Consider the following 13,315-nt stretch of genomic DNA (forward strand, 5'->3'; position numbering starts at 1 on the left):
CGTTCTACTTCGTGAGTAGGACGCTCGTTTGACCACAATCATTAACTTAATTATTTTCTCGGTTTTAATCGCTTTTACTGCCTTTTTCGTTGCAACGGAATTTGCGATCGTAAAAGTACGTCAATCCCGTATTGACCAACTTGTAGCTGAAGGTAAAGCCGGTTCCGTTTCAGCTAAAAATGTAACAACCCACCTTGATGAATATTTATCGGCCTGTCAATTAGGTATTACGGTAACAGCACTAGGAATCGGTATGGTCGGTGAATCCACATTTGAGTTTATACTTCACCCTCTGTTCGAATCGATCGGAATTGGCACAGAATATATTCATTGGTTTACATTAGGTGGCGCATTCTTTTTAGCGACATTCTTCCACGTAGTAGTAGGTGAACTTGCACCTAAAACGATTGCTATTCAAAGAGCAGAAGCTATTACACTGGCATTCGCAAAGCCTATTCAATTATTCTATAAGCTTATGTTCCCTTTAATCTGGCTATTAAATGGTTCTGCACGTTTATTATTAAAATTGTTCGGGATGCGACCAGCGAGCGAACATGAACTCTCACATACTGAAGAGGAATTGCGCCTGCTTCTATCGGAGAGCTACAAATCCGGCGAGATTAATGTCAATGAATTAAAATATGTAAACAATGTGTTTGAATTCGACGATAAAATCGCACGTGAAATTATGGTTCCCCGAACAGATATTATCGGCTTCGATGTAACTGCAACGTTCGAGGAAGTGTTAACACAAGTTTCAGAGGAACGCTATACCCGCTACCCGGTTTACAATGGGGACCGCGATAATATATTAGGTTTTTTAAATATTAAAGATTTTTTAACACTTGGTATGAATAACAGGATTGACCCGGTAACATTTAAGCTTGAAGACTTCATCAATCCAGTTATCCATACAATTGAAACAACGCCTATTCAAAGTTTACTTCAGATTATGCAGAAAAAACGTATTCACATTGCCATTTTGCTCGATGAATACGGTGGTACGAGCGGCATGATTACCGTTGAAGATATATTGGAAGAACTTGTTGGTGAAATCCGTGATGAGTTTGACGATGATGAAGTTTCAGATATTCGGAAAATCGGTGAAGACCATTATTTAGTCTACTCGAAAGTATTGCTTGAAGATATTTCTAAATTGCTCTTTCTGGACATCGAAGACGCGAATGTTGATACAATCGGCGGCTGGTACTTCACAAACATGCCTGACCTGAATATTGAAGATACATTTATATTTGAAAACTATGCATTTAAGATCCATGAAATTGATGGCCATCAGCTACAATTTTTAGAAATCAAAAAGGTGCATGATCTCATTGAACAGTAACCTGTAGACAAGATAATTTTCATCTGTATGCACATTCTCCTGAAAGTTAAATACGACTGTATGAATCTCGTAACGTTTTAATTGTAAGAGCTTCGGGAATACAATAAGTATTCATACAAAAGGAGAGTGTATATATATGGCAATTATCAAATCAGTAGAAAACGGTGTGCAAGCAAAATCAGTAATCGAATCATTTATTACCGAGGGCTATGATCGCGATCATATTCATGTTTTCGCAAACAGCAATAAGCGTGCAGAAGACATTGCAGACTTTTTCAATGTGGATGCGAGCAAAACGCCTGAAACAACGGAAGATGACAAAGGCTTCCTGGCATCGATCAAAAACTTCTTCCAAAGTACTCCTGAAGATCTGCACCACCAGCTTGCTGATATTGGTGTAGGCGAAAATGAACATGCATCAGCAAAGAATGATCTGGATGCAGGTAAAATCCTGATTGTTGCCCATCATCCTGGGAAATAAATAAAAATATTAAAAACTCCATTTTCCTCAAATGAGGGAAATGGAGTTTTTTTACTGTCTACTGAGAATTAATGGGATTTCTTCGTCTATTCCACGAACGAGCCATTGAACATAGAATTCTTCAATTCTATTTTTACACACAAAAAAAGAACAGCAAGATACGCTGCTCTTTTTTTGATTATAGATTATGCATCGCTGTCTCCAGAGTTGTCATTATTGTCATGACAACGCCAGCAGATGCCATGGAATGTCAGACGGTGATCTTTGATAATAAAGTTCCAACGTTTCTCCACAATTTCTTCTACATCTTCTAGTAAATCTTCTTGAATTTCATCTACTGCGCCACATTCGATACAAACTAAATGATGATGGAAATGCTTCGCGCCCTCTTGACGTAAATCATAACGGGATACGCCATCACCAAAATTAATTTTATCGACAATTTTCAGCTCTGTTAAAAGCTCCAGTGTACGGTATACAGTAGCTAGTCCAATCTCTGGTGCCTTTTCTTTTACTAATAAGTAAACATCCTCAGCACTTAAATGATCTTCCTCATGCTCCAATAAAACCGCTACTGTTGCTTCTCGCTGTGGCGTCAGCTTATAGCTCGCACTATGCAGTTGCTTTTTAATTCGATCAATACGGCTCTCCATATGTGACGCCCTCCTAAACTCTTTTCATTATACCAAATGAGTAAATCTCATTACAAGATAATGATTATTTAAATAAATAAGTAATTGCTAAATATTCGACTGCAAAAACAATTATCATCACCACTATAAGGAAAATTACCTTTTTCCATGGCATCACCGTTTTCAATGCTCGTCTATTCGTAGTTTTAGTTGTTATTTGATAAAGCATAATTAACAATACACAATATATTAACTGAAACGGAAACCACCAGAATGCATAGAGTTTAATAGATTCATGCTGTACGAGTAAATAGACCGAGCTAAAGCCTAAAAATGTTACTTTTATCGCAATAAAAATAAGGCCGATACGCGGCAAATATTTATGTGTCGAAAAGAATAATACAATACTTAAGGCAACTATGAAAGGAACTACACTCCAAAGCAATTCAGGTTTTTCCATTTGGAGCAGTCTACGATCACTATATTTAATAATTTGCTGCACTTGTCCAATATCGAATAACTGATAACATACCACACCACAAATGAAACATACGACAATCATCGAAGTATATTGAATATATAGATATTTACGCATTTGGACGCCTCCTTGTCCATACAACTTATGCACATAAATTGTCCTTATGCGTAAACAATTATTGATTTAAATATTCATTTTTAACTTCAACCATAAAATCGCAAAAGCCGTTTTGGCATCGTAAATACGGCCGTCCGCAACCATCGCTTCAGCTTCTTCCAGCGATACTTCCATTAACTCTACAAATTCATCTTCATCCAAATCAACCGGAATGTCTAATTTTTTTAACTTTTCTGCTACGTAAATATGAATAATTTCATCCGCAAATCCCGGAGAAGTTGCGAAAGCCTGAACAAATTCGAAATGATCAGACGTATACCCCGTTTCTTCCTCCAGCTCACGGCGAGCCGTTACAATAGGCTCCTCCCCTTTTTCCAGCTTACCGGCAGGAATCTCTACAATGGAACGTTCAAGAGCTTTACGGTATTGTTCCACAAGTAAAATTTTATTGTTTTCTGTGATGGCAATTACTGCAACTGCACCTGGATGATTAATAATTTCGCGCTTCCCTGTTTCACCATTCGGAAGCGATACATCGTCTACTTTTAATGAAATAACCTTCCCGGAATAAATAGGTTGGGACTGAATTGTTTTTTCTTCAAATTTTTTCATGACCATGCCTCCACTTGTTCTCTTGCTTATGTTCATTGTACCATTAGTAAGAGCTTTTCTAAAATATTGAACCAGGGAGGAAATTAAGATGAAAAAACGACAATTAGGTACAAGCAATCTTCATATTTCTGAAATTAGTCTAGGCTGTATGTCATTACCTCCAAATCCAGCAGAAGCAGAAGAGGTCATTCATGCTGCAATTGATGCAGGCATTAATTATTTTGATACCGCAGACCTGTATAATAAAGGAGAAAATGAAAAAGTTGTTGGCACTGCACTGAAACAACACCGCCACAATATTTACCTGGCATCAAAAGTCGGAAATCGTTGGGAAGAAGGAAAGGAAGGATGGGGCTGGGATACGTCCGCAAATTATATTAATAAAGCTGTACGTGACAGTCTGCAGCGTCTACAGACAGATTACCTGGATCTTTACCAGCTACATGGCGGAACGACTGAAGATAACTGGGAAGAAATTACCGACACATTTGAAAGCCTGAAAAAAGAAGGACTTATTCGCGAATATGGCATTTCCTCCATCCGTCCGAACGTGTTCATGCCATTTCTGCAAAACAGTGATGCAATCAGCAATATGATGCAGTTTAATATTTTTGATGAACGTGCAAGTGAATTCTTCGATTCGATTCAACAGACTGGCGCTTCTGTCGTAACACGCGGATCAATTGCAAAAGGCTTGCTGACAAATGAATGGCGTACACGCTTAAAGCCCTTTATGAGTTACGATGAAGCGGATGCAAACGATGTATTGCAGAAAATCGAACAGCAATTCGGCGATGTTCATGCAGCAGCCCTCGCTTTCAATTTACAGTATTCAACGGTTGCTTCAACAGTCATTGGTGCGCGTACACTTACACAACTGAAACAAAATCTGGATGCCTATGAAAAAGCGCAATCGCTGCAAAATATTTCGGAGATCGACAAATGGACGAAAACCGACCGTTACACTGAGCATAGATGAAAAAATGGATTGCTCTCGTCATTGTCGGGGTAATGGTGGTCATCGTCATGTCCAATATGAGCTATGAACAGCAAACGATTATTCCGGCGTTAAAAGACCTTTTAAAAGACAAGCCATTTGAAGAATGGTTAAGTCAATTTGAAATTCCTTATTGGGGAAAAATTATATCAGTCGAAACTCGCGGCTACTTTCAATTCCTTGAATTTCTTATTCGGAAAGCAACGCATTTTTTCGGCTACGGTTTATTAGCGGTTACAGTCTATATTTTGTATCGGAAACTGAAATGGCGCTTTGCAGCATTGCTTGCCTTTATTACTACCGTACTGATCGCAAGTCTCGATGAATACCGCCAAAGTACGATTCCGGGTCGCAGCGGCCTCGTTGAAGATGTCGTACTGGATGCATGTGGCGCACTGACATTGTTAGTGTTGGCAAAACTTATTCTTGTAGTATTTAAAAAAGTAGGTAGGACATAACCAAAAGCCATTTTTCTCTGGGAGAAAAATGGCTTTTTGCTGTGCTTAAAAATTGATTTCCATTCCGGGACGCTTTCCGCGGGCGTGGCCTGAGCCTGTAGTCTCAGGCGTCACGCTATTCCCGCAGGAGTCGCCCTCCATTCCAATCAATTTTATAAAATATCCGTTTCTTAATAAGGATTATCTCATTATCCAATAAAATCTTTGTTCTTTCTCAACATCTTACAAATATATTAAGCTTCTAGCGGGTCGTTTCGGATACCCGTTAAAATTTTGAACCTTTGTCACCGTATTGATTTAACAGTTCTTCAAAGCTCATATTTTTTTCGCGTTGTTTTCGTTCGAATGCCGCTTTTGCCAGACGTTCTTCCTCTTTCGCCTTTTCGTCTGCAACCATTTCCTGCTTCGCTGCCTTTAGCTTGGCCAATACATCGCCGCCTAGCTGATCGGCCAATGTTGCCGCCTTATCCTTTGGAAGCTCGAATTCATTCGTCGTTCTTTGCTGTTTCTTTTTTGCCATTATTTTCACCTACAATTAATTTTAGCGTTGTACAATTGTTGCAACACCCTGTCCCCCACCAATACATAAAGTTGCAAGACCTAATTTTGCATCTTGTTTTTGCATTTCATGTAATAAAGTAACTAAAATGCGTGTTCCGCTTGCCCCAATTGGGTGACCAAGTGCAATTGCCCCGCCATTTACATTTAGTTTATCATGATTGAACGCCAATTCGCGATCAACTGCAATCGCCTGTGCTGCAAACGCTTCATTCGCTTCAATTAAATCCATTTCATCCAATGTTACATTCGCTTTCGCCAAGACTTTTTTCACCGCTGTTACCGGTCCGATTCCCATCACAGAAGGATCAACCCCAGCGCTCGCATTTGCGACGATTGTAGCCAGTGGTGTAAGGCCTAATTCAAAAGCCCGCTGCTTTGACATAACAACAACCGCTGCTGCTCCGTCGTTAATACCTGAAGCATTCCCTGCAGTAACCGAACCTTCTTTCTTGAAAGCAGGTCGTAATCCGCTTAATTTTTCTGCTGTTGTTCCATGTTTCACATATTCATCTTGTGTAAATAGAATCGGATCCCCTTTACGTTGAGGAATTTCTACCGGAACAATTTCCTCAGCAAATTTATTTGCAGAAATCGCCTCAGAAGCACGAGCCTGTGATCTTGCTGCAAATTCATCCTGTTCCTGGCGTGAAATGTTGTATTGTCCACACAGATTTTCAGCAGTGATTCCCATATGATAATCATTAAATGCACACCATAAGCCATCCTGAATTAATGTATCGACAATTTTTTGATCTCCCATGCGGAAACCTTCTCTTGCATTTCGCATAATATATGGTGCTTGACTCATATTTTCAAAGCCTCCAGCGACAACAACATCTGCATCCCCGGCAATGATTGCTTGTGCTGCTAAATGAACGGCCTTTAAGCCTGAACCACATACTTTATTAATTGTCATCGCTGGAACGGTGTATGGAAGACCAGCCTGAATACTTGCCTGTCTTGCCGGGTTTTGACCTAAACCTGCTGCGAGAACATTCCCCATAATAACCTCATCAACTGTCGTCGGATCTAATTGAACCCGATTTAACGCTTCTTTTATTACGATACTCCCTAAAGTCGGAGCTGAAATATCTTTTAATGCCCCTTGAAAAGCACCAATTGGCGTACGTACTGCACTTACTATTACAACTTCTGTCATGAATATATCCCCCTTTATTGTGAATGGTCCCTTTGTGAGCAAATGAGCTTACAAAGATTTTATCAAATATTTCGTATTTTTCACACAAAAGTTTCCAATAGTAAATAGATACATATTAGTTGATTTATCACAATAATTCATCGAATATTAAATTAATTAAGGAGTGATTTTCATGAAAAAACGTACACTGTTTTTATCTGGCAGTATTGTAACAACACTGCTGGCAGCTGCTACAACGATCACTGGTGTCGTGATGACAAATCACATTATGTATATAAAGAAAAAGGACGATGCTTTCATCCGTGAACGTGAAATTGCGGCAAAACGCTTTGACGAAGCATGGTATGAAGGCTGTCCAAAAGAAATTTTAACGATCGATTCCCCAAATGGCTATACAATAAGCGGCATCTATTTAAAACCTCTGGAAACGAAAAATACAGTGATTATCTGTCATGGTGTCACAGAAAATAAAATCAACTCGATGCGCTATGCCCGTATGTTTGAACGGCTAGGTTTTAATGCATTTGTGTACGATCATCGCCGTCACGGAGAATCACAAGGGAAAACAACGAGTTACGGCCATTATGAAAAATACGATTTACAGGCAGCAGTTGAGACAATCCGAACTATTACCGGTGAAGACGCCCTGCTAGGTATTCACGGGGAATCAATGGGTGCGGCTACAACCCTGCTCTTTGCAGGTACGCTGGCCGATAATGCGGATTTCTATGTTTCCGACTGTGCTTTTTCGAACTTCCCAGAACTATTAAAGCGGATTTTTGAAAGTGTTGTACCAATTGATTCGAAATATACACTCCCTTTTGCAGACTTTTTCATGCGGATTCGCGATGGCTATTCTGTTAAGGAAGTGATGCCGATTGATGCAGTGAAACACATTCAAAAACCTGTCCTCTTTATTCACAGTACACCGGATGATTTCATTCCTTCCTCTATGACCGAAGAACTGTACGAACAAAAACCCGAACCTAAAATGCTGAAACTGTTTGAAAAAGGAGAGCATGCGAAATCATTCAATGATAACCCGGGTGATTATGAGCAAACGGTTGCCAAGTTCTTGCACGACTATGTACCGGCATACCGCAATATAACGGATTCTTTACTATAAAGGTAATAAGCACTTTCTGTTCATGTCATTGAACAGGAAGTGCTTTTTTAGTGGGACCGGAACTAATTCTCCTTATTCATCCCCCGCCCAAACAAAAAAGCCCCCCATTTATCTGAGGGCACTTCACATTACCTATTCATTATTAAAAACGATATGCCATTCATCGCGTTTTGCTAAAAATTCTTTGGCCAACTGCTGTGCACCTTCTAAACTATGGCTTGCCGCCCATCCGCATTGGACTTCATTGCAGGCAGGTACAGCAGTCGCCGCCAACACATCCTGAACAGTCTTTTCCAAAATCGACAACACACCTTCGTAGTCATCATAGTTCATAAAGGAGACATAAAAGCCTGTTTGACAGCCCATTGGCGAGATATCAACAACTGCGTCACTATGATTGCGGATACGGTCTGCCATTAAATGCTCCAGTGAATGAAGTGCCGGCATTTCCATATGTTCTTTATTCGGCTGCTTGAAGCGGATATCATATTTTGTCACGACATCGCCCTTTGCCCCTTCTTTTGTGCCTGCTAACCGTACATACGGTGCAACCACTATCGTATGGTCTAAATCAAAGCTCTCTACATTCGTTTTTTCTGTTGCCATTTATTTGTCCCTCCAATACTTACAATCTATATAAGGATAGACTAGATTATTTTTCTTTTCAACAAAATATTCTGAATTTTGTTTTAGAGGAAATAAAAACTACCTTCATCACTCAATAGAATGCGAAAGGTAGTCCAACTTTTTATTATTTATCTTGGAACTTGTTCATTTGTGCCATCATTTGACGCACTTGTTTTTCAGACGGTTTACGTCCCATTTGTGCCATCATCACGCGAATCATTTGTTCATTAATTGGCGGGTTTTCTTTTAAATACTTCATCATATATTGACGAGCTGCGTAGAACCCAATTGCCACGCCCCCGATTAAAGCTACGACGATAAGTGTAATACCTAACCATAAAGCCATTTTGTCCAACCTCCTCCACTACTTATGTACCGAGAAAAACTCTCCAACAAGCATTATACAATAAAAGTTATTACGTTTCTATATATTTTAACTTCTCTTGACAGAAGTTAAGTCATGCAAATAGCCGTCTGAGTCCATCTCAGCCTCGAGACCTAGATGAAAATACAGTAACAGGTCGTTATCGGATTTTTAAATCCACGGTAACATGAACATATCAACTACAAGGAGGAACACATAATGAAAAAGTTTTTCTTATATTCAGCGGCTTTTATCACAGCGATCATCGCACTTTGCCTGCTCGCACCGGTAGCCGGCTTATTAATCTCAGGAGCACTTTTAGCAGCGGGTCTGCACTATTACACAGAAAGTAAATCAACTTTCGGAAAAGTAATGAGCCTTGTTGTCGCTTTAGCCGGTTTAGTAAGTGCATTATCAAACATTCCGGGCTTTATCGGTTTAGCTGCGATCGGCGTATTGTTTTATCTTTATAAAGCACGTAAAAACGAAAAGATTGAATTTTTACCAGGTAAAAAAGAGGAAGAAGATCCATTTACAAACTTTGAACGTGAATGGGCAAATTTAAATAAATAGGAGCGATGGACAATGAAAAATTTATTTACAAAATTTAAGTATTCAATACAGGCAGATTTACATGATATGTTTGACAAAAAGGTGGACAAAAACCCGATTAAAATGCTGAACCACTATATTCGTGAAGCAGAAAAACAAACCGAAGAAACAGGTAAATTACTTGCACGTCAGGCACAGCTTAAAAAAGAACTGGAACTGCAGCTTTCCCAAACAATCGAAATGCTTGAGAAGCGTGAAAAACAGCTTCAATTGGCACTTTCGACAGAAGAGGCTGAACTGATTGCGTTTGCACAGGAAGAAGTCACAGCTTACACTGCCAGAAAGCATGCCCTTCTTGCAAGCATTGATGCGGCCAATACTGAATACTTTGCACTGGAACGCAAATTCGAAACGATGAAACATAAAATTAAAGACATGAAAGTGCGCCAACTTGAGCTGATGGGCAAGGAAAATGTTGTGCGTGCCAACCACCAGATGGATAAAGTTCTTACATCTGACAATGCCGGTAATTTCGATGAACTATCAACTTATATTGATGAATTATCACAAAATATTGAGCGTAAATATGAAATAACTACTTTTGAAGCTCGATTGGCACAGCTTGAAAAAGAACAAAAACTCATAGAACAGCAAAAATAATGATATAATGCGTTAAAGGAGAAGGCATCGTGCTTTCTCCATTTTGTACGTTATAGGGGGAGGCACTATGCCGAAAATCACGTCTGATCAGCTTGCAATTATCGCGATGAGTATGGCACTTGTCGTATTAATCGAATTAACTCTTTTCAATAATGGCACCGTGTTTATACTGATTTTAGGTGCACTGTTTCTCTTTTTCAGCTTTAAAAAGAAGAAACGTTACTTATTATGGACGGGACTCGTTCTATTATTCTTTGCCATAATTAATATTTGGACATTGCGCCTTTTAATCATTGGTGTGCTTATCTTTATTTTATACCAATACTTAACGAAAAAAGAGCAAGTGATGGAAATCAAAAGTCAGCTTGCCAATACATCCAACCAAAATATATTGATCGGAACAACGGGTGCTCCAACAGAAAGCTATCATTGGAAGGATATTCATATTCAACGCTTTATCGGCGATATTACAATCGATACGACCGAAACCATTTTACCAAACGGAAAATCAATTATAGTGATACATCAATCTCTTGGAAAAGTACGGATTATCGTACCTTATGAAGTGACGATTCAGCTTCATTATTCCACTTTATATGGTGAAGCAGCATGCCTGCACTATGCGCCAAAGCAGTGTATTAATGAACAGCTCCATTTTGAGGATGGAGAAATGGATGCCAAACGTGTCCTTGTCCTTTATGTGACATCGTGGATTGGTGATGTGGAGGTGCAGCGCGGATGATTGCATTTATAATACGATTTTTTATATTGATGATGGTTTTTGCGACATTTGCTCTGAATATTTTTGTTTTCCTGCTCGGTCAGCCGAAGGAAGAGACTTGGCGTTTTTTATGGGAAAGCGATGAGTATTCGATACCGATTGTCGCAGTGATCGCCATTACCGCAACAACGACCAGCTTCTTTATTTCTTTATGGATATCGATTTCATTAAAAATAAAAGAAAATCAGATGACCCGCATCGTGAAAAAGGTAGCAGAGCCTGATTTTGCACAAAAATTCAAGAAAGCAAATGGTTCGTTAAAAAAGGCCTTGCGCGAAACGAACGAATTAATTGAAACACAGCGGACATCTTTACAGCGACTTTCCAATGAAAAAGTGGAAACAAATGACGCCATCGTCCAGGAGCGGCTTCTCGCAGAACGTCAGCGTCTTGCGCGGGAACTGCATGATTCTGTTTCCCAACAGCTGTTTGCGGCATCTATGCTACTCTCCGCGCTTACAGAACAGCGTCAAGATGATCTTGCACAAAAGCAGCTCAAACAGGTGGAAAAAATCGTCCAGCAGGCACAGCTCGAAATGCGCGCCCTTCTCCTTCACTTGCGACCTGTTGCTTTGCATAATAAAAGCTTGGCAGAAGGTTTAGAAGATCTAATTGTAGAATTACAGGAAAAAGTGTATTTCAATATTGATTACCAGATCGAAGAGATCGGATTATCGAAAGCGGAGGAAGATCATTTATTCCGTATTGCCCAAGAAGCTTTATCAAATACTTTACGGCATGCAAAAGCAACAGAAGTCGAGCTGTTATTAATCGCACGTGATCAGCTTGCGATTTTGCGCATTCAGGATAATGGCCTTGGCTTTAATTTGGAGGGAGATAAAACGACTTCTTACGGGCTGCGCAATATTGCCGAACGCGCTGTCGAAATTGGCTGTACGTATAAGATTGTCTCTGTACCGGATGAAGGAACAATTGTCGAAGTGAAAGTTCCGCTCAAAAAGGAGGAACAAATGAATGATTAAAGTTGTCATAGTAGATGATCACGAAATGGTTCGAATCGGTGTTGCTGCCTATTTATCGGCACAACCCGATATCGAAGTCATCGGTGAAGCGACAAACGGCGAAGAAGCGATTGATAAAGTGTTGGCACTAAAACCGGATATTGTGCTGATGGACAATGTGATGCCGATTAAAACGGGTGCTGAAGCGACTGCAGAAATTCTGGCACAATGGCCGCAAGCAAAAGTAATGATTGTCACGAGCTTTATCGATGACGATAAATTATACCCTGCCCTTGAAGCAGGTGCTGTCAGCTATATACTGAAAACGAGCAACGCCAAACAAATTGCCGACGCAATCCGGAAAACGATGGACGGAGAAACGGTTTTGGAGCCGGAAGCAACGACACGGGTAATGGCACGCATGCGCGGTACCGCCCCTGCCCTGCATAACCATTTAACAGACCGGGAAATGGAAGTCCTATTATGTATGGCTCGCGGCCTTGCCAATCAGGAAATCGCGGAAGAACTGTTTATCGCATTAAAAACGGTCAAAACCCATGTCAGCAACATTTTAAGTAAACTCGAAGTGCAGGACCGCACACAGGCTGTCGTCTATGCATTTCAAAATGGCTTAGTAAAGTAAGGAGAATTATTCATGACATTTACGTACGAAAACTTCGCAAAAGACGGGACACTCACATTACTGGATCCCCTGTTCACCCTATTGCTGATTTTCTCAGCTTTGTTCATTATCGTGCTGCTGGGCTTTAGTATCAATCCTAAGATTATGTTATTTATTGGTGCGCTCATTATTTTATTAAGTGCACAATTGCAGTCGATTGCAGGAATTTTGGCAGATGAACTAAATTTAGCAAGTTCCTCGAAAAACTTTTACATTTTTATCGCAATCGTTGTGATTCAAGTAGGATTAATCGTGTTTGCGTTTGTGAAGGATAAAAAGAAGAAATAGCAATGAATGGCTGAAGCTGTCCTGAAGGTTAGTTGATAACTTTTGGGGCGGTTTTTTTAGGGGTGGTCCGGGGCTTTAAGGGGGTATGGAGTACGCCTTTCACTGATTTATTAGAACTTTTTTCGGTTTATTAGAAGATCGGTGTGACATATTAGAACTTCTGATGGCTTTATTAGAGAATCAGGTGTTTTTGGTCGAAGAACCGGTCTTTATAGGCTTTCAGGGGAGCTATGGAATGCATCGGCATTGTTATATTAGAACTTCTTACGGTTTATTAGATAATCTGAGGTTAGTATAAAAAATGGACACGTCTTAAGAGACACTTTAAGATTAAGATATCTAAAAAAGGACGTGGAACCGATGAAAGAAAAACAAACTCGTAAGCGATTAGACGCACAAACAAAAGAATACATTTTAAAGTCTGTTTTAGAAG

The 13,315-nt window shown here is 39.8% G+C and carries 18 protein-coding genes; 11 read left to right on the forward strand and 7 right to left on the reverse strand.

Annotated features, from left to right (window positions below; all coding sequences use genetic code 11):
• The first annotated feature begins 28 nt into the window (after window positions 1–28).
• A complete protein-coding gene (locus tag CBM15_RS15860) occupies window positions 29–1,345 on the forward strand; it encodes a hemolysin family protein (RefSeq protein ID WP_087618248.1) in 1,317 nt (438 codons plus the stop codon).
• A 136-nt stretch (window positions 1,346–1,481) separates the two neighbouring features.
• Window positions 1,482–1,826 (forward strand): YflT domain-containing protein, encoded by a 345-nt coding sequence (locus CBM15_RS15865; protein ID WP_087618249.1) that lies wholly within the window; start codon window positions 1,482–1,484, stop codon window positions 1,824–1,826.
• Window positions 1,827–2,011: 185 nt separating this feature from the next.
• Here the strand turns inward: CBM15_RS15865 and fur are convergent, their stop codons facing one another.
• From fur to CBM15_RS15880, 3 genes are all read right to left on the reverse strand, one after another.
• Window positions 2,012–2,479, reverse strand: a complete 468-nt coding sequence (gene fur / locus CBM15_RS15870; RefSeq protein WP_008408071.1) for a ferric iron uptake transcriptional regulator — start codon at window positions 2,477–2,479, stop codon at window positions 2,012–2,014.
• 64 nt (window positions 2,480–2,543) lie between these two features.
• Entirely contained in the window at window positions 2,544–3,053 is a 510-nt protein-coding gene (locus tag CBM15_RS15875) for a hypothetical protein (protein WP_008408069.1), read from the reverse strand.
• Window positions 3,054–3,119: 66 nt separating this feature from the next.
• Complete coding sequence (locus tag CBM15_RS15880) at window positions 3,120–3,665, reverse strand: NUDIX domain-containing protein (RefSeq protein ID WP_087618250.1); 546 nt, start codon at window positions 3,663–3,665, stop codon at window positions 3,120–3,122.
• Between the two features lie 88 nt (window positions 3,666–3,753).
• On the opposite strand from CBM15_RS15880, the gene CBM15_RS15885 reads away from it, so the two are divergent.
• Both CBM15_RS15885 and CBM15_RS15890 read left to right on the forward strand, forming a co-directional pair.
• Window positions 3,754–4,644 (forward strand): aldo/keto reductase, encoded by an 891-nt coding sequence (locus tag CBM15_RS15885; RefSeq protein ID WP_087618251.1) that lies wholly within the window; start codon window positions 3,754–3,756, stop codon window positions 4,642–4,644.
• Window positions 4,641–5,120 (forward strand): VanZ family protein, encoded by a 480-nt coding sequence (locus CBM15_RS15890; RefSeq protein WP_087618252.1) that lies wholly within the window; start codon window positions 4,641–4,643, stop codon window positions 5,118–5,120. The genes CBM15_RS15885 and CBM15_RS15890 overlap by 4 nt, the downstream gene beginning before the upstream one ends.
• A 265-nt stretch (window positions 5,121–5,385) precedes the next feature.
• Here CBM15_RS15890 and CBM15_RS15895 read toward each other — a convergent pair whose 3' ends face one another.
• Window positions 5,386–5,640, reverse strand: a complete 255-nt coding sequence (locus CBM15_RS15895; RefSeq protein ID WP_008408065.1) for a YqkE family protein — start codon at window positions 5,638–5,640, stop codon at window positions 5,386–5,388.
• A 21-nt stretch (window positions 5,641–5,661) separates the two neighbouring features.
• Complete coding sequence (locus CBM15_RS15900) at window positions 5,662–6,840, reverse strand: acetyl-CoA C-acetyltransferase (protein ID WP_193433803.1); 1,179 nt, start codon at window positions 6,838–6,840, stop codon at window positions 5,662–5,664.
• Between the two features lie 172 nt (window positions 6,841–7,012).
• Between CBM15_RS15900 and CBM15_RS15905 the strand changes: the two genes are divergently transcribed.
• Window positions 7,013–7,966, forward strand: coding sequence for an alpha/beta hydrolase (locus CBM15_RS15905; protein ID WP_087618253.1), 954 nt, complete (start codon window positions 7,013–7,015; stop codon window positions 7,964–7,966).
• Between the two features lie 132 nt (window positions 7,967–8,098).
• On the opposite strand, the gene CBM15_RS15910 is transcribed toward CBM15_RS15905, so the two are convergent.
• Window positions 8,099–8,572: an S-ribosylhomocysteine lyase gene (locus CBM15_RS15910; RefSeq protein ID WP_065216991.1), complete on the reverse strand. Its 474-nt coding sequence runs from the start codon at window positions 8,570–8,572 to the stop codon at window positions 8,099–8,101.
• Between the two features lie 145 nt (window positions 8,573–8,717).
• Complete coding sequence (locus CBM15_RS15915) at window positions 8,718–8,939, reverse strand: YneF family protein (RefSeq protein ID WP_008408061.1); 222 nt, start codon at window positions 8,937–8,939, stop codon at window positions 8,718–8,720.
• Window positions 8,940–9,176: 237 nt separating this feature from the next.
• Here CBM15_RS15915 and CBM15_RS15920 point away from each other — a divergent pair, with 237 nt between their 5' ends.
• The 6 genes from CBM15_RS15920 (at window position 9,177) to CBM15_RS15945 (ending at window position 12,882) form a co-directional block, all read left to right on the forward strand.
• Entirely contained in the window at window positions 9,177–9,530 is a 354-nt protein-coding gene (locus CBM15_RS15920; protein WP_008408060.1) for a lmo0954 family membrane protein, read from the forward strand.
• Between the two features lie 12 nt (window positions 9,531–9,542).
• A complete protein-coding gene (locus CBM15_RS15925; protein WP_014824375.1) occupies window positions 9,543–10,169 on the forward strand; it encodes a PspA/IM30 family protein in 627 nt (208 codons plus the stop codon).
• Between the two features lie 67 nt (window positions 10,170–10,236).
• On the forward strand, window positions 10,237–10,911 hold the full coding sequence (gene liaF / locus CBM15_RS15930; RefSeq protein ID WP_087618254.1) for a cell wall-active antibiotics response protein LiaF: 675 nt from the start codon (window positions 10,237–10,239) through the stop codon (window positions 10,909–10,911).
• Window positions 10,908–11,933 carry a sensor histidine kinase gene (locus CBM15_RS15935; RefSeq protein ID WP_087618255.1) on the forward strand — a complete coding sequence of 342 codons (1,026 nt, stop codon included), beginning with the start codon at window positions 10,908–10,910 and terminating at the stop codon, window positions 11,931–11,933. Before liaF ends, CBM15_RS15935 begins: the two co-directional genes overlap by 4 nt.
• Window positions 11,926–12,555 (forward strand): response regulator transcription factor, encoded by a 630-nt coding sequence (locus CBM15_RS15940; RefSeq protein WP_014824376.1) that lies wholly within the window; start codon window positions 11,926–11,928, stop codon window positions 12,553–12,555. The genes CBM15_RS15935 and CBM15_RS15940 overlap by 8 nt, the downstream gene beginning before the upstream one ends.
• Before the next feature lie 12 nt (window positions 12,556–12,567).
• Window positions 12,568–12,882: an acyl-CoA dehydrogenase gene (locus CBM15_RS15945; RefSeq protein ID WP_087618256.1), complete on the forward strand. Its 315-nt coding sequence runs from the start codon at window positions 12,568–12,570 to the stop codon at window positions 12,880–12,882.
• Window positions 12,883–13,315 lie beyond the last annotated feature (433 nt).

Origin of the sequence: Solibacillus kalamii, from assembly GCF_002174535.1 — a bacterium.
Lineage (GTDB): Bacteria > Bacillota > Bacilli > Bacillales_A > Planococcaceae > Solibacillus > Solibacillus silvestris.

Coding starts and splice junctions, on each gene's coding strand:
- CBM15_RS15900 (WP_193433803.1), bottom strand. CDS start 6,840: ATGACAGAAGTTGTAATAGTAAGTGCAGTACGTACGCCAATTGGTGCT.
- CBM15_RS15880 (WP_087618250.1), bottom strand. CDS start 3,665: ATGAAAAAATTTGAAGAAAAAACAATTCAGTCCCAACCTATTTATTCC.
- CBM15_RS15945 (WP_087618256.1), top strand. CDS start 12,568: ATGACATTTACGTACGAAAACTTCGCAAAAGACGGGACACTCACATTA.
- CBM15_RS15940 (WP_014824376.1), top strand. CDS start 11,926: ATGATTAAAGTTGTCATAGTAGATGATCACGAAATGGTTCGAATCGGT.
- CBM15_RS15935 (WP_087618255.1), top strand. CDS start 10,908: ATGATTGCATTTATAATACGATTTTTTATATTGATGATGGTTTTTGCG.
- CBM15_RS15910 (WP_065216991.1), bottom strand. CDS start 8,572: ATGGCAACAGAAAAAACGAATGTAGAGAGCTTTGATTTAGACCATACG.
- liaF (WP_087618254.1), top strand. CDS start 10,237: ATGCCGAAAATCACGTCTGATCAGCTTGCAATTATCGCGATGAGTATG.
- CBM15_RS15865 (WP_087618249.1), top strand. CDS start 1,482: ATGGCAATTATCAAATCAGTAGAAAACGGTGTGCAAGCAAAATCAGTA.
- CBM15_RS15875 (WP_008408069.1), bottom strand. CDS start 3,053: ATGCGTAAATATCTATATATTCAATATACTTCGATGATTGTCGTATGT.
- CBM15_RS15915 (WP_008408061.1), bottom strand. CDS start 8,939: ATGGCTTTATGGTTAGGTATTACACTTATCGTCGTAGCTTTAATCGGG.
- CBM15_RS15920 (WP_008408060.1), top strand. CDS start 9,177: ATGAAAAAGTTTTTCTTATATTCAGCGGCTTTTATCACAGCGATCATC.
- CBM15_RS15905 (WP_087618253.1), top strand. CDS start 7,013: ATGAAAAAACGTACACTGTTTTTATCTGGCAGTATTGTAACAACACTG.
- CBM15_RS15890 (WP_087618252.1), top strand. CDS start 4,641: ATGAAAAAATGGATTGCTCTCGTCATTGTCGGGGTAATGGTGGTCATC.
- CBM15_RS15885 (WP_087618251.1), top strand. CDS start 3,754: ATGAAAAAACGACAATTAGGTACAAGCAATCTTCATATTTCTGAAATT.
- CBM15_RS15925 (WP_014824375.1), top strand. CDS start 9,543: ATGAAAAATTTATTTACAAAATTTAAGTATTCAATACAGGCAGATTTA.
- fur (WP_008408071.1), bottom strand. CDS start 2,479: ATGGAGAGCCGTATTGATCGAATTAAAAAGCAACTGCATAGTGCGAGC.
- CBM15_RS15895 (WP_008408065.1), bottom strand. CDS start 5,640: ATGGCAAAAAAGAAACAGCAAAGAACGACGAATGAATTCGAGCTTCCA.